20 protein-coding genes are annotated in these 18,344 nt (G+C 73.0%); 5 read left to right on the forward strand and 15 right to left on the reverse strand.

What is annotated here, in order from left to right; all coding sequences use genetic code 11:
• Positions 1-51: 51 nt before the first annotated feature.
• From BN2279_RS22370 to clpS, 6 genes are all read right to left on the reverse strand, one after another.
• Complete coding sequence (locus BN2279_RS22370; RefSeq protein WP_059012394.1) at positions 52-1,002, reverse strand: PLP-dependent cysteine synthase family protein; 951 nt, start codon at positions 1,000-1,002, stop codon at positions 52-54.
• On the reverse strand, positions 1,002-1,283 hold the full coding sequence (locus tag BN2279_RS22375) for a ubiquitin-like small modifier protein 1 (RefSeq protein WP_059012397.1): 282 nt from the start codon (positions 1,281-1,283) through the stop codon (positions 1,002-1,004). The genes BN2279_RS22370 and BN2279_RS22375 overlap by 1 nt, the downstream gene beginning before the upstream one ends.
• Before the next feature lie 50 nt (positions 1,284-1,333).
• Positions 1,334-1,444 (reverse strand): putative leader peptide, encoded by a 111-nt coding sequence (locus BN2279_RS31250; RefSeq protein WP_324612859.1) that lies wholly within the window; start codon positions 1,442-1,444, stop codon positions 1,334-1,336.
• 65 nt (positions 1,445-1,509) lie between these two features.
• Positions 1,510-1,926: a M67 family metallopeptidase gene (locus BN2279_RS22380; protein ID WP_059012400.1), complete on the reverse strand. Its 417-nt coding sequence runs from the start codon at positions 1,924-1,926 to the stop codon at positions 1,510-1,512.
• 63 nt (positions 1,927-1,989) lie between these two features.
• Positions 1,990-2,652 (reverse strand): DUF2017 domain-containing protein, encoded by a 663-nt coding sequence (locus BN2279_RS22385; RefSeq protein WP_059012404.1) that lies wholly within the window; start codon positions 2,650-2,652, stop codon positions 1,990-1,992.
• Positions 2,652-2,939 carry an ATP-dependent Clp protease adapter ClpS gene (gene clpS / locus BN2279_RS22390; protein ID WP_059012406.1) on the reverse strand — a complete coding sequence of 96 codons (288 nt, stop codon included), beginning with the start codon at positions 2,937-2,939 and terminating at the stop codon, positions 2,652-2,654. The genes BN2279_RS22385 and clpS overlap by 1 nt, the downstream gene beginning before the upstream one ends.
• Before the next feature lie 129 nt (positions 2,940-3,068).
• On the opposite strand from clpS, the gene BN2279_RS22395 reads away from it, so the two are divergent.
• Together BN2279_RS22395 and BN2279_RS22400 are read left to right on the forward strand one after the other, a co-directional pair.
• The gene (locus BN2279_RS22395) at positions 3,069-4,436 is read left to right on the forward strand and encodes a nicotinate phosphoribosyltransferase (RefSeq protein ID WP_059012689.1); all 1,368 of its coding nucleotides are present in this window, start codon (positions 3,069-3,071) and stop codon (positions 4,434-4,436) included.
• A gap of 66 nt (positions 4,437-4,502) precedes the next feature.
• Entirely contained in the window at positions 4,503-5,096 is a 594-nt protein-coding gene (locus BN2279_RS22400; RefSeq protein WP_059012408.1) for an isochorismatase family protein, read from the forward strand.
• 15 nt (positions 5,097-5,111) lie between these two features.
• Here BN2279_RS22400 and BN2279_RS22405 read toward each other — a convergent pair whose 3' ends face one another.
• Both BN2279_RS22405 and BN2279_RS22410 read right to left on the reverse strand, forming a co-directional pair.
• Complete coding sequence (locus tag BN2279_RS22405; protein WP_059012410.1) at positions 5,112-5,444, reverse strand: hypothetical protein; 333 nt, start codon at positions 5,442-5,444, stop codon at positions 5,112-5,114.
• Between the two features lie 202 nt (positions 5,445-5,646).
• Positions 5,647-8,010, reverse strand: a complete 2,364-nt coding sequence (locus tag BN2279_RS22410; protein WP_234348041.1) for an immune inhibitor A domain-containing protein — start codon at positions 8,008-8,010, stop codon at positions 5,647-5,649.
• A gap of 259 nt (positions 8,011-8,269) precedes the next feature.
• On the opposite strand from BN2279_RS22410, the gene BN2279_RS22415 reads away from it, so the two are divergent.
• Positions 8,270-8,509, forward strand: coding sequence for a hypothetical protein (locus BN2279_RS22415; protein WP_059012414.1), 240 nt, complete (start codon positions 8,270-8,272; stop codon positions 8,507-8,509).
• Positions 8,510-8,547: 38 nt separating this feature from the next.
• On the opposite strand, the gene BN2279_RS22420 is transcribed toward BN2279_RS22415, so the two are convergent.
• Positions 8,548-9,132 carry an RDD family protein gene (locus BN2279_RS22420; protein WP_104531084.1) on the reverse strand — a complete coding sequence of 195 codons (585 nt, stop codon included), beginning with the start codon at positions 9,130-9,132 and terminating at the stop codon, positions 8,548-8,550.
• 76 nt (positions 9,133-9,208) lie between these two features.
• The gene (locus BN2279_RS28085) at positions 9,209-10,795 is read right to left on the reverse strand and encodes an RDD family protein (RefSeq protein ID WP_079032389.1); all 1,587 of its coding nucleotides are present in this window, start codon (positions 10,793-10,795) and stop codon (positions 9,209-9,211) included.
• A 238-nt stretch (positions 10,796-11,033) separates the two neighbouring features.
• Here BN2279_RS28085 and BN2279_RS22425 point away from each other — a divergent pair, with 238 nt between their 5' ends.
• Positions 11,034-11,477, forward strand: a complete 444-nt coding sequence (locus BN2279_RS22425; protein WP_059012416.1) for an SsgA family sporulation/cell division regulator — start codon at positions 11,034-11,036, stop codon at positions 11,475-11,477.
• On the opposite strand, the gene BN2279_RS22430 is transcribed toward BN2279_RS22425, so the two are convergent.
• A complete protein-coding gene (locus BN2279_RS22430) occupies positions 11,457-11,942 on the reverse strand; it encodes an Lrp/AsnC family transcriptional regulator (RefSeq protein ID WP_059012419.1) in 486 nt (161 codons plus the stop codon). The genes BN2279_RS22425 and BN2279_RS22430 overlap by 21 nt on opposite strands.
• A gap of 119 nt (positions 11,943-12,061) precedes the next feature.
• Here BN2279_RS22430 and hppD point away from each other — a divergent pair, with 119 nt between their 5' ends.
• Complete coding sequence (gene hppD / locus BN2279_RS22435) at positions 12,062-13,183, forward strand: 4-hydroxyphenylpyruvate dioxygenase (RefSeq protein ID WP_059012423.1); 1,122 nt, start codon at positions 12,062-12,064, stop codon at positions 13,181-13,183.
• Between the two features lie 82 nt (positions 13,184-13,265).
• Here hppD and BN2279_RS22440 read toward each other — a convergent pair whose 3' ends face one another.
• From BN2279_RS22440 to BN2279_RS22455, 4 genes are all read right to left on the reverse strand, one after another.
• Entirely contained in the window at positions 13,266-14,099 is an 834-nt protein-coding gene (locus tag BN2279_RS22440; protein WP_107115540.1) for a S16 family serine protease, read from the reverse strand.
• Between the two features lie 10 nt (positions 14,100-14,109).
• Complete coding sequence (locus tag BN2279_RS22445; protein ID WP_059012427.1) at positions 14,110-14,754, reverse strand: IclR family transcriptional regulator; 645 nt, start codon at positions 14,752-14,754, stop codon at positions 14,110-14,112.
• 194 nt (positions 14,755-14,948) lie between these two features.
• Complete coding sequence (locus BN2279_RS22450) at positions 14,949-16,760, reverse strand: DEAD/DEAH box helicase (RefSeq protein WP_059012430.1); 1,812 nt, start codon at positions 16,758-16,760, stop codon at positions 14,949-14,951.
• 88 nt (positions 16,761-16,848) lie between these two features.
• Entirely contained in the window at positions 16,849-18,303 is a 1,455-nt protein-coding gene (locus BN2279_RS22455) for an MFS transporter (RefSeq protein WP_059012434.1), read from the reverse strand.
• Between the last annotated feature and the right edge of the window lie 41 nt (positions 18,304-18,344).

Genomic DNA, 18,344 nt, shown 5'->3' on the forward strand with positions numbered 1-18,344 from the left:
ACGTGTCCGTGCCGCGACAGCGCGTGATATGCGGGGGCCCGCGCCGGGGCGTCAGGCCCAGAGCTGCCCGTGCAGGCGGGCGACCGCCTCCTCCGTGGAGGCGGCGGTGTAGATGCCGGTCGAGAGGTACTTCCAGCCGCCGTCCGCGACGACGAAGACCACGTCGGCCTCCTGTCCGGCCCGCGCGGCCTTGCGGCCCACGCCGATCGCCGCGTGCAGGGCGGCGCCGGTCGAGACGCCCGCGAAGATGCCCTCCTGGGACAGCAGCTCCCGGGTCCGGGTGACGGCGTCGGTGGAGCCGACGGAGAAGCGCGAGGTGAGCACGGTCTCGTCGTACAGCTCGGGGACGAAGCCCTCGTCCAGGTTCCGCAGCCCGTACACCAGGTCGTCGTAGCGCGGCTCGGCGGCGACGATCTGGATGCCGGGGCGGTGCTCGCGCAGGTACCGGCCGACGCCCATCAGCGTGCCGGTGGTGCCAAGGCCCGCCACGAAGTGGGTGATGGAGGGCAGGTCGGCGAGGATCTCGGGGCCGGTGGTGGCGTAGTGCGCGCCGGCGTTGTCCGGGTTGCCGTACTGGTAGAGCATCACCCAGTCGGGGTGCTCGGCGGCCAGCTCCTTGGCGACGCGGACGGCGGTGTTGGAGCCGCCGGCGGCGGGCGAGGAGATGATCTCGGCGCCCCACATCGCCAGCAGCTCGCGCCGCTCGGACGAGGTGTTCTCCGGCATCACGCAGACGATCCGGTAGCCCTTGAGGCGGGCGGCCATGGCCAGGGAGATCCCGGTGTTCCCCGAGGTGGGCTCCAGGATCGTGCAGCCGGGCGTGAGGCGGCCGTCCTTCTCGGCCTGCTCGATCATGAACAGCGCGGGGCGGTCCTTGACCGAGCCGGTGGGGTTGCGGTCCTCCAGCTTCGCCCAGATCCGCACGGAATCGGCGGGCGACAGGCGCGGCAGGCGGACCAGCGGGGTGTTGCCGACCGCGGCGAGCGGGGAGTCGAAGCGCATCAGCGCATGCCCCCGGCCACCGCGGGCAGGATGGTGACGCTGTCGCCGTCGCTGAGCTTGGTGGAGATGCCCTCCAGGAAGCGGACGTCCTCGTCGTTGAGGTAGACGTTCACGAATCGGCGCAGGTCGCCGCTCTCCTCGACCAGCCGGTCCTTGATGCCCGGGTGCCGGGCGTCCAGGTCCGCGAACAGGTCGGCGACGGTGTCGCCGTTGCCCTGCACGGCCTTCTGCCCGGCGGTGTAGGTGCGGAGGATGGTCGGGATGCGGACCTCGATGGCCATGGGGGCTCCTGGGTTGAGGCGTGCGGGGACGACGGGGGAACGGGCGCTGATCAACGAGGCGCGGTACACATGGCGCTGGCGAGGCGGCACAGATCGACGTGCAGACGTGCCACGAGCAGCGCACCGGCCGGTCGTTCGTCACTCACGTCGTGGAGAACCATGGCGTCATCGTATCGATTCCCGCCCCGGCCCCCGGAGCCCCGTATCGCCATCCGGACGGTCCGTCTCAGACGACGGTGACCTCCTCCTCGGTGACCTCGCCGTCCACGATGCGGAAGGAGCGGAAGGAGACCGGGCCTTCGTCGTTGCCGCACTCCGCGGTGGAGACCAGCACGTAGTGCGCGCCGGGCTCGTTGGCGTAGGAGATGTCGGTGCGCGAGGGGTACGCCTCGGTGGCGGTGTGCGAGTGGTAGATCACCACGGGTTCCTCGTCGCGGTCGTCCATCTCGCGGTAGAGGCGGAGCAGGTCCCCGGAGTCGAACTCGTAGAACGTGGGCGAGCGCGCCGCGTTGAGCATGGGGACGAACCGCTCCGGCCGGTCGCTGCCGGCCGGGCCCGCGATCACCCCGCACGCCTCGTCGGGGTGGTCGGCGCGGGCGTGGGCCACGATCTTGTCGCGCAGTTCCTGGCTGATGGTGAGCATGCCGCCAGCCTAGATCGGCCCGCCGCGGCACCGCCGCGAGGGTGATCCCGATCCGGTCCCGGCCTACGGCATGAGCGTCTCGACCAGGGATTCCTGAAGGCCGCCGAGCCAGAAGTACGCCATCACCATCGGCTTGTCCGGGTCGCTGTCGGGCAGGGCGAACAGCGAGTCGGTGCTGTCGTCGTCCGTGACGCCGAGGCGGGAGGCGATGGCCAGCCGGAGGTCGTTCAGCGCGCCGAGCCACTGCCGGGACTCGTCCGGTCCGAGCGTGAGCACGGCTCCGGCACCCGGCGTGCCGGAGGAGTCCGTGCCGGACGCGGCGGCGTCCAGGCCGCGGACCACGGCCAGCAGGCCCTCGCGCTTGCGGGTGCGCAGGTCGGTCTCGGTGAAGCGGCGGAACTCGGCGGCCAGCCGGCGGGTCTCCTCGTCCTGCTCCCGGCCCGGCTCGCCGTAGGCGTCGGGGAAGAGGCGGGCGAGCGCCGGGTCGCGCGGGGGCTCGCTGGGGCCGTCGGTGAACATGGCGTCCAGCGCCTTCAGCGGGTCCTCCTCCCCGCCGCCGTCGCCGTTCCCCGCGGCGCCGCCGCCGGGGGCGCGGTCCGGGCCGATCAGCTCCAGGAGCTGGGTGGCGAGGCTGCGGAGGATGGAGATCTCCACCTCGTCCAGGGCGATCGCGGCGCCGCCCCGCCCGTCGCCGGCCGACGCCACCGGCTCGAAGTATCCGGCCATCAGCGGTCCTGCTGGAGCGTCGCCCAGAGCCCGTACCCGTGCATCGCCTGCACGTCGCGCTCCATCGCCTCGCGGCTGCCCTGCGAGACGGTCGCGCGGCCCTTGTGGTGGACGTCCAGCATCAGCTTCTTCGCCTTGTCCTTCGAGTAGCCGAAATAGGTCTGGAAGACGTAGGTCACGTAACTCATCAGATTGACCGGATCGTTGTGGACGATCGTGACCCATGGGACGTCCGGGACCGGCTCCTCGGCCGGCTTCGACGCGGACTCGGTGCGCTCGATCTCCATGGGGATGGCACTCACGCCCCCATGCTGCCACCATCCCCCGCCCGGTGCCCAAACGGCCGGGCCGGGCGCCGCGCCGACAGATATCGTCAAACTGACGAGATAGGGGGTAGGCTTGCTCCCATGGATGTCATGAACGACGCGGGGCTCGGGCTGCCGGTGCCGGTGCCCTCGACCGCGCTCTTCACCGACCAGTACGAGCTGACGATGCTCCAGGCCGCGCTGCGGGCGGGCACGGCCCACCGCCGTTCCGTCTTCGAGGTCTTCACCCGCCGGCTGCCCGAGGGCCGCCGCTACGGCGTGGTGGCCGGCACGGGCCGGGTCCTGGACGCGGTGGAGAACTTCCGCTTCGAGCGGCCGATCCTGGACTTCCTGCGCGAGCGGGAGGTGGTGGACGGCCCGACCCTGGACTGGCTGGCCGGCTACCGGTTCACCGGGGACGTGCACGGCTACCCCGAGGGCGAGGTGTACTTCCCCGGCTCGCCGATCATGCGGGTGGAGGGCACGTTCGCGGAGTGCGTGCTGCTGGAGACGGTGATCCTGTCGATCCTCAACCACGACGGCGCCATCGCCGCCGCCGCGTCGCGGATGGACGTCGCCGCCGCGGGCCGCCCGCTGATCGAGATGGGCGCCCGGCGCACCCACGAGTTGTCCGCGGTGGCCGCCGCGCGCGCCGCGTACGTCGGCGGCTTCTCGTCCACCTCGGACCTGGCCGCCGGGTTCCGGTACGGGATCCCGACCGTCGGCACCAGCGCCCACGCGTTCACGCTGCTGCACGATTCCGAGCGGGACGCGTTCACCGCGCAGGTGCGGTCGCTGGGCGCCGGGACGACGCTGCTGGTGGACACGTACGACGTCGGCGAGGCCGTCCGCACCGCCGTGGAGGTGGCCGGTCCCGAGCTGGGGGCGGTCCGGATCGACTCCGGCGACCTGCTGGTGGTCGCGCACCGGGTGCGCCGGCAGCTCGACGAGCTGGGCGCGCGGAACACCAGGATCGTCGTCACCAGCGATCTGGACGAGTACGCCATCGCGTCGCTCGCGGCGGCGCCGGTGGACGCGTACGGGGTCGGCACCCAGCTCGTCACCGGCAGCGGGCACCCGACGTGCTCGATGGTCTACAAGCTGGTGGCCCGCGCCTCGGGCGACGCCCCGGACGCGCCGCTGGTCCCGGTCGCCAAGAAGTCGATGGGCGGCAAGCTGTCGATCGGCGGCGTCAAGTGGGCGGCCCGCCCGGTCGACGCCCATGGCGTCGCCGAGGCCGAGGTGATCGGCACCGGGCCGGTCCCCGGGGAACTGGCCGGCCGGCGGGTCGGCGTGGAGCTGATGCGCGGCGGCCGGGCCGTCGCGCGGGAGCGCCTGGACACGGCCCGCGACCGGCACCGCGCCGCGCGGGCGGCGCTGCCGCTGTCGGCCACCCAGCTCTCGCGGGGCGAGCCGGTGCTGCCCACCCGCTATCTCACCGCCGACGGGCGGGGGCGGGGGCCGGATGTCCTGTCCTAGGCTCGGGTGTGAGCAACCGCACCATCCACCGCACCCGTCAGCGTCCTTCTCCGTAAGGGGTGTCCCATGCATCGCGCACTGATCGTCGTCGATGTGCAGAACGACTTCTGCGAGGGAGGCAGCCTCCCGGTCCCCGGCGGGGCGGATGTCGCCGCCGCCATCACCGATCTCGTCGGCGCGGCCACGCCCGCCTACCGGCACGTCGTGGCGACCCGCGACCACCACATCGCGCCCGGTGACCACTTCTCCGAGCACCCCGACTTCGCCCACTCCTGGCCGCGCCACTGCGTGGCCGGGACCGAGGGCGTCGGCTTCCACCCGAACTTCGCCCCGGCCGTCACCTCCGGCGCCGTGGACGCCTGCTTCGACAAGGGCGCCTACGCGGCGGCCTACAGCGGCTTCGAGGGCACCGACGAGTCGGGCACGAGCCTGGCGGACTGGCTGCGGGCGCGGGAGGTGACGGCGGTGGACGTGGTCGGCATCGCCACCGACCACTGCGTCCGCGCCGCGGCGCTGGACGCGGTGGCGGCGGGGCTGACCACGCGGGTGCTGCTCGGCCTGACCGCCGGGGGGGCCCGGGAGACGGTGGAGGTCGCGCTGCGCGAGATGGCGGCGGCGGGCGTGGAGCTGTCGGGCACGCCGGTGGTCCGGGCCGCCTGACGGTTCCCGGTCCGGTCAGGCGACGCGGGGGCGCGCGATCCGCGAGGGGCGGCCCAGCAGGCGCGCCATGGGGTGCCAGCCCTCGGTGACGACGGCGGGCGTGGAGCGCCAGACGACGCCCTCCGGGTGGTGCAGCACGGCCGAGATCTCGTCGGGCGTGGGGGGCGCCGCGTTGCCTCGGAGGTAGACCGACCGCAGACCCAGGTTCCGCAGCCGGGTGAGGGCCCGTGCCCGGTTCGCCGCGTGGACCAGCACCCGGACGGCCCGGCCGGGCGCCTCGGGGTGCGGCAGGGCGAGCGCGACGACGACGCTGCCGTCGGGGAGCTGGACGAAGCCTCCATCGGACATGGGATACCTCTCGTGCGGTGTAACGCGTGACCCCACATCCTTACGCGCTCGGCCGCCGCCCGTCGAGGGCGGCGGCCGAGACGTGCACTGACCTGCGATTTTCTGTCAGATAAGATCAAATCCCGTCAGATGATGACGCAATGCGATCATAGCTTTACCGTGTGCCCGGCTTGCCAAATCTCCGGCTTACCAAGTGCTCGGCTTACCGTGTGCTCGGCCCGACGCGGACGGTCATCGGCTGGGTACCGCTCGCCGGCTGGGTCAGGATCGAGATGCGGGTGTTGGTGTCCGGCACCATGACACTGTTCGACGGGTTGTCCTCGTCCCAGTAGCTGTCGAGGTGGTCGTCGAAGACCGCGTCGCCCCGGGCGGCGGGCAGCGTCGTCGGCTCGCCTTCGTCGTGCAGCGTCAGCCGTGGCACCGGGTGGGTGCTGAACGTCGCGTCCCGCGTCTGGACGCGGTTGCGGATCAGCGAGCCGTCCGACCAGTGCTCGGGGTCCGCGTGGGCGTCCACGGGCAGGATCAGGCCCGTTCCGGGGTGCTGGCTGACGTCGTTGTCCAGCTCCGAGGTGTCCCACAGCCACACCAGCATGCCGGTCTGGTACGGGAAGTGCTCCACCCGGTCCGGCTCGGTGTCCTGGAAGCCGAAGTTGTACGGCCCGGTCTGCAACGTCCGGTCGTAGCCGACGTATTGACGGTTCTGCACGATGTAGTACTGCGGGTAGGAGTCGGTGATGGACGCGCCGACGATGCCGAAGCCGTCCGCGGTCCAGTCCCCTTCGCCGTTCTCCGCGTCGTCGGAGAAGACCGTCTCGCCGTCGGCGGTGACCGTGATGGCATCGGCCGTGAACCCGGTGTGGGCCACCGAGCCGTCCGTCCGGTAGCGGAACCGCAGCTCCACCGGAGCGCCCGCGTAGGCGTCCAGCGGGAACGACAGCGCCCGGTCGCCGCCCGACTCGCCGGTCACCACGGACCGTTCGGCGCTGTCCCGCGGCAACGGCTCACCGTCCGCCGTGCCTTCCAGCGGCGTCCAGGTCGCGCCGCCGTCGGCGGACGCCTCGACGTACAGGTAGTCGTAGCCCTCCTCGATGCTCCACCAGCCGGTCAGGTCCAGGGAGGCGTCGGACGCGGAGGTCAGATCCACCTCGCGGGTCAGGGTGTTGCTCAGGTCGTCGCCCGAGCCGCTCCACCACTGCGCGGCGCCCTGGGCCGGTTCGTGTATCCGCGTGGTGACGGTCTTCTTCGGCAGGCGCACGATCAGGGCCTGGGTCGCCGGGTCGCGGTTGCCCTCGGGGTAGGCGAGGGAGGACGCGCCGAGCCGGTGGGTCGAGTTCTTCCCGGCCCGCGCCACCTCGTAGTCCAGCCAGCCCAGTTGCAGCTTCTCCCACGGGCCCATGTCGTTGGGCAGGGCGCCGATGGTGCCGTCGCCCTCGCCGAGCCAGGAGCCGGACGACATCAGCGTCCAGAAGCCCGTGCCGTTCTCGCCGCCCTGGGTGTCGTACAGGTCGGGCAGCCCCAGGTCGTGCGTGAACTCGTGGGCGAAGACGCCGAGTCCGCCGTTCTCCGGCTGGATCGTGTAGTCGCCCACCCAGATCCCGGTGTCCGCGATCTCGGTGCCGCCCACCGGGTTGTACCCGGGGCCGGTGGCGCCGATCTGGTCCGCGAACGCGTACCAGCGGTGGGCCCAGATGGCGTCCTCGCCCTCCGCGCCGCCGCCAGCCGACTCGTCCTCACCGGCGTGCACGATCTGGAAGTGGTCGAGGTAGCCGTCCGGTTCGTCGAAGTCGCCGTCGCCGTCGTAGTCGTAACGGTCCTGGAGGTCGTACTCGGCGAGCCGGGCCGCCAGTTCCTCCGGGGTGGCGCCGGCCGCGAGCTGGTCCTCGTACCAGGCGTTGACGCCGTCGCTGATCACGTACCACACCGAGTCGCAGACGTTCGAGCCGCAGTCGTTGTTGCCGTACCTGGCCTCGTTGTAGTCGACCGTGACCCAGTCGCTGACCTCGCCGTCCACGGTGTAACGGCCCGAGGACTGCCGCTCGAAGTACTGCCGCATCGACGGAGTCGCCGGGTCCTCCGCGTAGTAGAGATCTTCGTAATACTGCCGGTCGAAGTCCTCCTGCCAGATGGTGGAATTGTCCACCGAACGGTCCGGCTCGGGAATCTCGTTGACCCGCGGGCCGGGGTCGCCGCCGAAGTCCGGGTGGATCTGATCACCGAACTCCACCAGGATCGTGAAGATTTTGTCGGTGCCGGTGGTGGCCACCTCCACGAACTCGCCGTCGCTCAGCTCGACCACCTCGGAACCGCCGCGTGAACTGGCGGTCGCCTCACCGGTGATGAGCTGCTGCTGGGCCTCCTGCCGCTGGACCTCGCGCTTTTCCGCGAGGGGATTCTCCAGTTCCGGCTCGGCCGCGAACGTCTCCTGGGACAGGGGTTGCTGACCCGCGTCGTCGGGCGTCCGGGCGGAAGCCGTGCCGGCCGGGACGAGCACCGCCGCGCCGACGGCGGCGATGGCCGCCGCGACAGCGGCAGTTGTGGATCTCTTGGATCGCTTTCCCGTAATCACGTGTTCTCCGGTCCTCCCCTGCGCACGCAGTGATGTGACGGGACGCATTTGACATGAGTGCGGCGGAAAAAAACAGACCTTGATTCACCATCGGGCGCCAACTACGGTTTCCACGCCGGCGGTCGGGGAGATGACTCCGTGCGCCCCCCGTGCCCCGCCGGGCGATCGAGGTCACGCTTACCGGAGTTCACGCCTGGGCATCGAAGCCCGTGGACAGCACCTCGCGAGAACGGCATCCCCCGGCAGGAACGGACACGACATGCGGCACCTGACTCCCGCGCGGATCGTCCGCGGCGCGGCCATGGTCATCCTTCTCACGTTCGTCGCGCTGCTGCTCGCCCCGGGGGCGTCGGGAGCCGCCGTCGCGCTGATCGCGGTCGGCGCGCTGCCGCTCGGCGTCCTGGCCGCCGTGGTGCCCGGGGCCGGACCGCGCCCCGCCGCCGCTCCGGCGCGCCAGACCCCGGCCGACGCCCCCGGACGGCCCGGCGTCCGGGTCTGACGGACCGCACGACCGGGAACCTTCCGGGACGCGCGGGGTCAGGGGACGGTGACCACCACGGTCTTCGCCGCCTTGTCGTGCAGGCACTGCCGGTAGGGCCGGTCCCAGGTGCAGAACAGGGCGTTGACCAGCCAGAAGAGGAAACCGAAGCAGGGCACGAGCTGCGGCAGCGAGTAGACCCCGGCCCGGGTCCAGCCGGGCGCGCCGTGGGGCACCGCGCCGTCCGCCAGCATCGCCACCCGCACGCGCATGAGTATCTTGCCGACGGTCTGGCCCCGGGCGCTGAGCATCACGCCCTCGTAGACGAAGTAGACCAGCAGCACGATCGTCTGCTGGAGGTACGAGTTCCCGCCGCCGTTGTCGAACTCGTAGTCGCCCATGGTCGGCCAGAGCAGCAGCGTCACGGGGATGCCGACGAGAAGCGCGTCGATGATCCGGGCCAGCAGGCGACGGCCGAGCGAGGCCAGCGGCGGCATGCCCGCCAGCGGATCGACGGCGCCGCCAGCGCCGCCGTACGGATTGGCCCCGTACGGATGCGTTCCGTACGGACTCGCCCCGTACGGGTCGGCGGGGTCGCGTTCCGGCTCACCGCCGGGTCCGGGTCGCGGCTGCTCGGTGCTCATGCACGCAAGTCCACCCCGGATCGGCCCGCTCCGCATCCCGGCGGGGGCGGCCGGGGCACTCAGGCGGCCGGGTGGGTCAGTCGGGGCGCTTGGTACCGGCCACGAAGGTGTGGGTCGCCTTGTCGTGCCACGCCTGCCGCCAGGGCCGGTCGCGCACGCCCCACAGCAGGCTGACGAGGCCGACGACGAACAGCGACAGCAGGTGGTACACCAGCCAGCGCAGCAGCGCGGCGCCGAACGTGGGCTTGTCCTGGCGCTCCACGTCCAGGACGCGCAGCTTGAACAGCGCCTTGCCCGGGGTGCGGCCCCAGAACGCGGTCGGCAGCGCCTCCAGCAGCAGCGTCACGCCGAGGAACACCCCGATGACCAGGGCGAGATAGCCGCCCGTGGTGCCGTCGACGAGCCAGACCCGCTCGGTGACACCGGCCCGCTCGGCCGCCTCGATCTGCGCGTCGATGTGGTCGCGCGCCTTCCCGACCAGCGGCAGCGCCACCGCGACGGCGGCGGCGACCGGCAGCAGCGAGTCGACGACGCGGGCCATCAGCCGTCGCCACAGCCCCGCCGGGTACGCCTGTCCCGGATCGGTGAAGGCGCCGATCATGGTGAGCGGAGCGCCCTGGTGCGACTGGAGGAACGGCGACTGCGAGGGCTGCGGCGCCTGCGCCTGCGGATACCCGTACCCACCGGGGGCGGGACCGCTCTGCGGCTGCGGATACCCGTACCCGGGCGCGGACTGCGGCGGCTGGGCCTGCGGCGGGACGGCCTGCGGCGGAACGGCCTGCTGCTGGACCGGCTGCGGAGGCGCCGCCTGCGGAGGCACGGACTGCTGGGGCACCGACTGCTGGGGCACCGACTGCTGGGGAACGGGCTGCGGGATCACGGGCGGCTGGGGAACGGCCGGCTGGGCCTGTGCCCGCGGTGGGACGGCGGAGGGCGCCGGGGGGGCCGGCGGAACGGGCACGCCCTGCGGCGGGCTGCTCTGCCGAGGCGGAACGGGCTGCTGCGCGGGGCCGGACGGCGGCTGCTCCGCCAGCTCCCGCACCTGCCGCTCCCACGACCCGCCGGGGGGCAGCCGGAGGGCCGCGGTGTCCTCCCCGGCGACCGGCTCCGGCGGGCCGGACTCCGGCGTGCGCCTCGGCGGCTGCGAGCCCTCGACCGGCGTGCGGCGGAACTGGCCGCGCGGATCGACCCGGCCCGCCGCCGCGACCGGCGACGTGCTGACGTCCTCGTCGGAGCCCCAGGTGACGCGCTGGTCCGCGCCGAACCCGGACTGCCGGCCGGCGTCGGCCCGCCAGGCGCCGCCCGGCTCCTGCCGGGCGACGGGCGCCACGTCGCCGCGCCTGCGCAGCTCGGGCAGCGCGTCGCCGCTGCTCGGGGCGGGCTCGGCGGCGGCGGGCGGGTCCTCGTCGAAGAAGAAGGGCTGCGTCTCCTCCCGGGCGGCGGGGACCGCCGGGGCGGGCGCCGCCTGCGGAGCCGCCGCGCCGGAGGGCGGCGTGGGCACCGGTTCGCCCTCCTTCGGCTCGGGCCGGCTGCTGCCGGGCACCCAGGCGCTGCCGTTCCAGTACCGGATGTAGCCGGGGATGGACGGGTCCGGATACCAGTTGGGCCCCGGGCCGCCGCCTGCGCTACCTGTGGGCGGGGAGCCTGCGGTGGGGGAGCTCATGGGGGTCCGAATCTCCTCGTCCGTGCAGTGCTGGTCAATCTCCGGGTTATGCATGGTAGTCGCCGGACGGCACCCCATGCCCCCGTCGTCTGCCGAGAGGGACCTTAGCGCTCGGGCCGACTCCCCGCGCCCGGACGCCCCCCGGACCGGAAGAGAAGTGGGGAAGTCGCGTAATGACCGGCCGTCCGGCGCCTCTCTCTTCCCGTCCCTCCCCGCAGGAGAAAAGAAGAGGCCACGCATGCACACCATCATCGAGCGGGAACTCGATCTCCACCTGGTGCTCTCCCCCGGGCACAGCGTCCCTGTTCCCGCCCTGCTGCGCTACCGCTCCGACGACCCCTTCGCGGTGCACGTCACCTTCCACCTCGGCTCGGACGCCCCCGTGCACTGGACCTTCGCCCGCGATCTGCTGGTCGAGGGCGTCTTCCGCCCCTCGGGCCAGGGCGACGTCCTGCTGTGGCCCGCCCGCTGGGACGGCCGCAACGTCGTCTGGCTGTCGCTGCGTTCGCCCGACGGCGACGCGCTGCTGCGCGCCCCGGCCGCCGCGCTGTCGGCCTGGCTGGAACACACCATGCGGCTGGTGCCGCCGGGCACCGAGACCGAGCGGATCGATGTGGACGGGGAGTTGCGGGAGCTGCTGACGGCCTCGCCCGCCGAGGGCTCAGGCGACGCCGCCGGCTGAGATCCGCGCCGCGTGCCGCACCAGCGGGAGAACGCGCAGGGGCACCGGGTTCTCCATGACGATCGCCGTCGAGGACCGCACGATGCCCTCGAAGCCCACCACCTTGTCGATGACGCGCTGAAGGTCCTCGTTCGAACGGGCGACCAGGCGGCAGAGCATGTCGCCCTGCCCGGTGATGGTGTGCAGCTCCAGGACCTCGGGGACGGCGCCGAGGTGGCGGCGCACCTCCTCGCCCTGGCCCTGCTTGATCTCCAGCGTGGCGAACGCGCTCACCGGGAAGCCGATCGCCGCCGGGTCCACGTCCGGGCCGAAGCCGCGGATCACCCCGCCGGAGCGCAGCTTCTCCAGCCGCGCCTGCGCGGTCCCGCGCGCCACACCGAGCCGCCGCGACGCCTCCAGCACGCCGATGCGCGGCTCGCGCGCGAACAGCTCGATCAGGCGCGCGTCGAGTTCGTCGATGGTCATCCCGGCCTCCCTGCACAACCTGTACACACCGGGGAACGCTACGCGCGTCTCACCGGACATCCTGTACAGCGAATGAGCGAACTATTGCACAGGATGCGGAGTGGGCGCACGCTGCGGACATGACTGACTCCACACCGGCCGACCCGTTCCCCGTACACGGGATGGACGCGGTCGTCTTCGCCGTCGGCAACGCCCGGCAGGCCGCCCACTACTACTCCACGGCGTTCGGGATGACCCTCGTCGCCTACCGAGGGCCGGAGAACGGCCACCGTGAGACCGCCACCTACGTGCTGGAGTCGGGGAGCGCGCGGTTCGCCGTCACCTCCGTCATCCGGCCCGTCACCCCCGAGGGCCACGCGCTGGCCCGTCATGTCGCCGCGCACGGCGATGGCGTGGTGGACCTGGCGATCGAAGTGCCGGACGCCCGCGCCGCGTTCGCGCACGCCGTCGGACACGGCGCCCGGCCCGTGTCGGCGCCGCGCGAACTCACCGACGACAACGGCACGGTGGTGCTCGCCGCCATCGCGACCTACGGCGAGACCCGCCACACCCTGGTCGAGCGCGGCGACTACAAGGGGCCCTACCTGCCGGGCTTCGTCGCCGCCGACCCGCTCGCCCCGGCACCCGCGCACCGGACGTTCCAGGCGGTCGACCACTGCGTGGGCAACGTCGAACTCGGGCGTATGGACGAGTGGGTGGAGTTCTACCGCCGCGTCATGGGCTTCACCAACATGAAGGAGTTCGTCGGCGACGACATCGCCACCGAGTACTCGGCGCTGATGTCGAAGGTGGTGGCGGACGGCACCCGCAAGGTCAAGTTCCCCATCAACGAGCCGGCTCCGGGCAGGAAGAAGTCGCAGATCGACGAGTACCTGGAGTTCTACGGTGGACCCGGCGTGCAGCACATCGCGCTGGAGACCGACGACATCGTCCACGCCGTGCGGTCCATGCGGGAGTCCGGCGTGGAGTTCCTGGACGTACCCGGCTCGTACTACGACACCCTCGGCGAGTGGGTCGGCGCGACGCGGGTACCGCTCGGCACGCTGCGCGAGTTGAGCATCCTGGCCGACCGCGACGAGGACGGCTACCTGTTGCAGATCTTCACCAAACCGGTGCAGGACCGGCCGACGGTGTTCTTCGAGCTGATCGAACGGCACGGCTCGCTGGGCTTCGGCAAGGGGAACTTCAAGGCTCTTTTCGAGGCCATCGAGCGTGAACAGGCCAGGCGCGGGAATCTCTGACAACACCACCCCCCTCGACCGCCCCCGCGACCTGCACGCGCGGGGGCGGTTCGCCCCGGCGGGAGCCGCCGGGGCGCGTGGCTCAGCAGGAGGGCACGGGCTCCCCGGCGTTCAGCGCCCGGAGGCTGTCCACGGCGTCCTCCAGCGTGGCGACCGGGATCAGCCGCAGCCCCTCCGGCAGATCGACGCTCGCGTCCGAGCACTCGTCGCGCGGCACCAGGAAGACGGTCGCGCCGTCCCGGCCCGCGCCCCGGGTCTTCAGGGGCACCCCGCCGACCGCCCCGACGGTCCCGTCCGGGTCGATGGTGCCGGTACCGGCCACGACCCGGCCGCCGGTGAGGTCGCCGCCCTCGCCGTCGCCCGCCAGCAGGTCCACGATGCCCAGCGACAGCAGCAGCCCGGCGCTGGGCCCGCCGACGTCGCCGAGGTCGAGTTCCACCGTCACCTCGCCGGGGTCCATCCCCAGGTAGTTCAGTGCGGCGGCCACCGCGGAGTCCTGCGAGTCCCGCATCTGGGCGTGGTTGTGCTCCCTGATCTCCTCGGTGTCGTCCCCCACCGGGTAGACCGCCTCGCGCGGCATCACCGCCTCGTCGCCGGCGAAGTAGCCGGTGACGACCTCGGCCAGCCGCACCGTCGCGTCCGGCGAGGTGGCGGTGATGGTGGTGACCCGCAGCTCGCCCTCCGGGTCGCGGACCGGGGCGCCGGAGATGGTGATCACCGGTTCCCCCTCGTGCTCGCCGAGCACATCGGCGGTCAGGCCGGGGTGGGTCACCGAGAACGGCAGCGGCGCGAGGGCCGCCACCGCGAGCAGGGCGGCGGCGGGCGCGGCGCACACGGCGAGCGTCAGCGGCCTGCGGCGGGCGGCCGGTGACGCGGGCGCCGCGGGCGCCTTCGCGTCGGTCGGGGGGGCGGACATGGCAGCGAATCTAACGCAGAACCGCCGCCACCTCCTGAGCGGCCCTGACCACCCGGGGGCCGACCTCCGGCGGCACGGCCTCGCTGAGCATCACGACGCCGACGCTGCCCTCGATGCCGCACTCGCGCGGCAGCGGGGCCGCCGCACCGCTGGCGCCCGCCTCCAGCTCACCGTGGGTGAGCACGTAGCCGTCCTCGTCGCTGATGTCCTTGCTGCGCCCGGTGAGGATCGCCCGGCCCGCCGCGCCCCGGTCCAGCGGATGCCGGAAGCCGGTGCGGTACGCCACGTGGTAGTCGGTCCAGCTCGGCTCCACCACGGCCACGGCCAGCGCGTCGGTGCCGTCCACCACGGTGAGGTGGGCGGTGGCGCCCACGTCCGCGGCGAGGGAGCGCAGCACGGGGAGCGCCGCCTCCCGGACCAGCGGGTGGACCTGCCGGCCCAGCCCGAGGACGCCCACGCCGACGCGGGCCCTGCCACCCGCGTCGCGGCGCACCAGGGAGTGCTGCTCCAGGGTGGCCAGCAGGCGGTAGACGACGGTCCGGTTGACGCCGAGCTGTTTGGACAGCTCGGTCACGGTCAGGCCGTGGTCGGTCTCGGCGAGAAGTTTGAGGACACGCAGTCCTCTGTCGAGCGTCTGGGAGGTCTCCGCGGTCACGCCCCCTCCTTGTTCACGTACCGAGGGCCGTGCCGGGGGTGCGGCTCCTGAAGTCACCCCCGGTCACCAGGCGCACGGTGTCCGGAAACTTATCCATCGTCACCGGTCAGCGGAAGGGGTTGTCCAGAATCCGAGCACGGGAGGGGCGGTTCCGATCGTTGTGCGGCGTTACGCGGAGAGAATCCCGTCCGGAATCACCGCATTCTCGTGGCCCACTCCCGCACCTTCAGGACGCGCTGGCGGAGCTGTCCCGCCGTGGCCTGGGCGGTGGGCGGGCCGCCGCAGGCCCGGCGCAGCTCGGTGTGGATCACGCCGTGCGGCTTCCCCGACTGGTGGGCGTAGGCCCCGACCAGCGAGTTCAGCTCGCGGCGCAGCTCCATCATCTCCTTGTGGCTGACCACCGGCCGCCGCTCGGCGGGGAGTTCGAGCAGGTCGGCCTCCTCGTCCGGCTTCCGGCGGCTGTGCGCGATCTGCCGCTCCTGCCGCTTGCGGAGCAGGAGCCGCACCTGATCGGGTTCGAGCAGCCCCGGGATGCCGAGGTAGTCCTGCTCCTCCTCGCTCCCGGGGTGGGCTTGCATGCCGAACTCGGCGCCGTCGTACATCACCCGGTCGAACACGGCCTCGGACTCCAGCGCCTCGAACGGGAGCTGGTCCTGCTCCCCGTCCGGCTCGTCCTTCTGCCGCTCGGCGTCCTTCAGCAGATCGGCCTCGGGCCCGTACGGGTCCTCCTCGCCGGCCTTCTTCGGCTTGTCCAGGACGTGGTCGCGTTCCAGCTCCAGCTCGTGGGCGAAGCCGAGCAGCGACGGGATGGTGGGCAGGAAGACGGACGCCGTCTCGCCGCGCCGCCGCGACCGCACGAAGCGGCCCACGGCCTGCGCGAAGAACAGCGGGGTGGCGATGGTCGTGGCGTAGACGCCGACCGCGAGCCGGGGCACGTCCACGCCCTCGGAGACCATCCGGACCGCGACCAGCCAGCGGCCCTGCGAGGTCCTGAAGTCGTCGATGCGCTGCGAGGCGCCGCCGTCGTCGGAGAGCACCACGGTGGCCGCCTCGCCGGTGATCTCGCGGATCAGTTTGGCGTAGGCGCGGGCCGAGTCCTGGTCGCTGGCGATGACCAGGCCCCCGGCGTCCGGCACGGACCGGCGCACCTCGGTGAGCCGCCGGTCGGCGGCGCGCAGCACGGCGGGCATCCACTCGCCCCGGGGGTCGAGGGCGGTCCGCCACGCCTGCGAGGTGGCGTCCTTGGTCATCGGCTCCCCGAGCCGCGCGGCGACCTCGTCGCCCGCCTTGGTGCGCCAGCGCATGCTGCCGCTGTAGGAGAGGAAGATGACCGGCCGCACCACGCCGTCGGCCAGGGCGTTGCCGTACCCGTAGGTGTAGTCCGCGACGGAACGGCGGATGCCGTCGTTCCCCTCCGCGTAGGTGACGAACGGGATGGGGTTGGTGTCGGAACGGAACGGCGTCCCCGTCAGCGCAAGCCGCCGCGTCGCCGGCTCGAACGCCTCCAGGCACGCCTCGCCCCACGAACGGGAGTCCCCCGCGTGGTGGATCTCGTCCAGGATCACCAGCGTCTTGCGCTGCTCGCACCGGTTGCGGTGCAGCATCGGCCGCACGCCCACGCCCGCGTAGGTGACGGCCACGCCCTGGTACTCGCGTCCGACGGGCCCCGCGCTGTACTCCGGGTCCAGCCTGATCCCTATCCGGGCGGCGGCGTCGGCCCACTGCGCCTTCAGGTGCTCGGTCGGCGCGACCACCGTCACCTGCCGCACCACGTGGTGGTGGAGCAGCCAGGAGGCGAGGGTGAGGGCGAAGGTGGTCTTGCCGGCGCCCGGGGTGGCCACCGCGAGGAAGTCCCGTGGCTGCGCGGCGAGATACGCCTCCATCGCGCCGTGCTGCCAGGCCCGCAGCTTGCCCGCCGTCCCCCAGGGCGCGCGGCCGGGGAAGGCGGGAGAGAGGGGGTGCGACGACGGGGGCGGGAACGCGGAAGACGCGGCGGTGGTACTCACGATCTCCGGGGCGGGGGTGGGCGACGGCGGACGGAAGAACGACCGCGCCAGCGTATCCCCGCCGCCGGGGCGGCGGATGCGGCCGGGGTCACACCGGCCCGCCCGGCCGGGACGGCGTCCGCAGGCGGCGCGACACCACGACGCTCAGCAGGGCCGCCGCCGTCGTGCACAGGTACACCGCGACGAACGCCCCCGCGCCGACCGTCGTCGCCGCCGTGTCCGGGGCGGTCGCGTCGTGGGTCGTGGCGGTCGTGTCCCCGCCGAGCGCGGCGAACAGGCTGCCCACCGCCGTCAGCATCGCCACGTTCCCCAGGCTGTCGAAGACCTGGAGCGACGCGACGTTGCCGCCCGCCTCCTGGGGCGTGGACAGCCGCAGCACCAGCACGCCCACCGAGGCCACGGCCAGGCCCATGCCGAACGCCCCCACCGACAGGGTGACCGCCGGGAGCCAGACCGGGACCGCCTCGATCAGCACCAGCGGCGTCGTCCCCACCGCCAGCGCCATCAGCACGGTGCCCAGAGTCGTCAGCGCGTGACGGCGCGGCTCGGCCCCCGGCAGGGACTGGGCGTACGAGCCCAGCGCCCACAGCCCGCCGGAGGCGGCGAGCGCCAGACCGGCCTCCGTGTAGGACAGGCCGCGCCGGGTCACCAGCATCAGCGGCAGGAACGCCTGCGACGCCAGCCACGCCGCCGACAGCAGGCCGCGCAGCATGATCACGGACGGCAGTCCGCGCGCCGCGCGGAACGTGCCGGGCGGCAGCAGCCGCCGCGCGGACGGCCCCAGCAGTGCCAGCCCCGCCGTCACCGGCAGCAGCGACAGCCAGCGCGGGTCCTGCCCGCCGTACTGCACCAGCCCCGCGCCGACCGCCACGGCCCCGGCCAGCCGAAGCCGCCGCCCGTCGAACCGGCCGCCCGCCGCGCCCCGGGGCCCGCCGGGCACCCGCGCGCGCAGCGCGGGCAGCATGATCGCCAGCGGCGCCACCACGACGACGGTGATGCCGAGGAAGACCCACCGCCATCCGAACCGTTCCGTCACGGTGCCCGCGACGACCGGGCCGATCATCGCCGGGACCACCCAGGCCGCCGAGAACGACGCCAGCGCCGCCGCCTGCAACCGCGCCGGATACGCGCGCCGGACCAGCACGTACAGCGCCACGATCACCAGCCCGCCGCCGACGCCCTGCGCCGCGCGGCCCAGCACGAACACCCACATCGAGCCCGCCGTGCCGGACAGCAGCAGCCCGCCCGCGAACGCCGCGATCCCGGCCACCACGGGCCCGGTCGGCCCGCGCCGGTCGGCCCACTGCCCGGCGGCGACCATGCCCAGCAGGCTGGTGGTGAAGAAGCCCGAGAACGCGAACGCGTACAGCCCCACGCCGTCCAGCGCCTCCGCCGCCGCGGGCATCGCCGTCCCCACGGCCATCGCCTCGAACGCGATCAGCAGGATCGTGCTGACACAGCCCAGCGTGAGCGCGCGGTACGGGCGGCTCAGCACACCGCCGACGGCGTCGGCCGCCTCCGGGGAAACGTCGACGTCGGTCATGGCCACACCGTAAGGACCGAAGCCCGGTGACGCCTATGGCC

The organism is Streptomyces specialis (genome assembly GCF_001493375.1).
GTDB classification, from domain to species: Bacteria; Actinomycetota; Actinomycetes; order Streptomycetales; family Streptomycetaceae; genus Streptomyces; species Streptomyces specialis.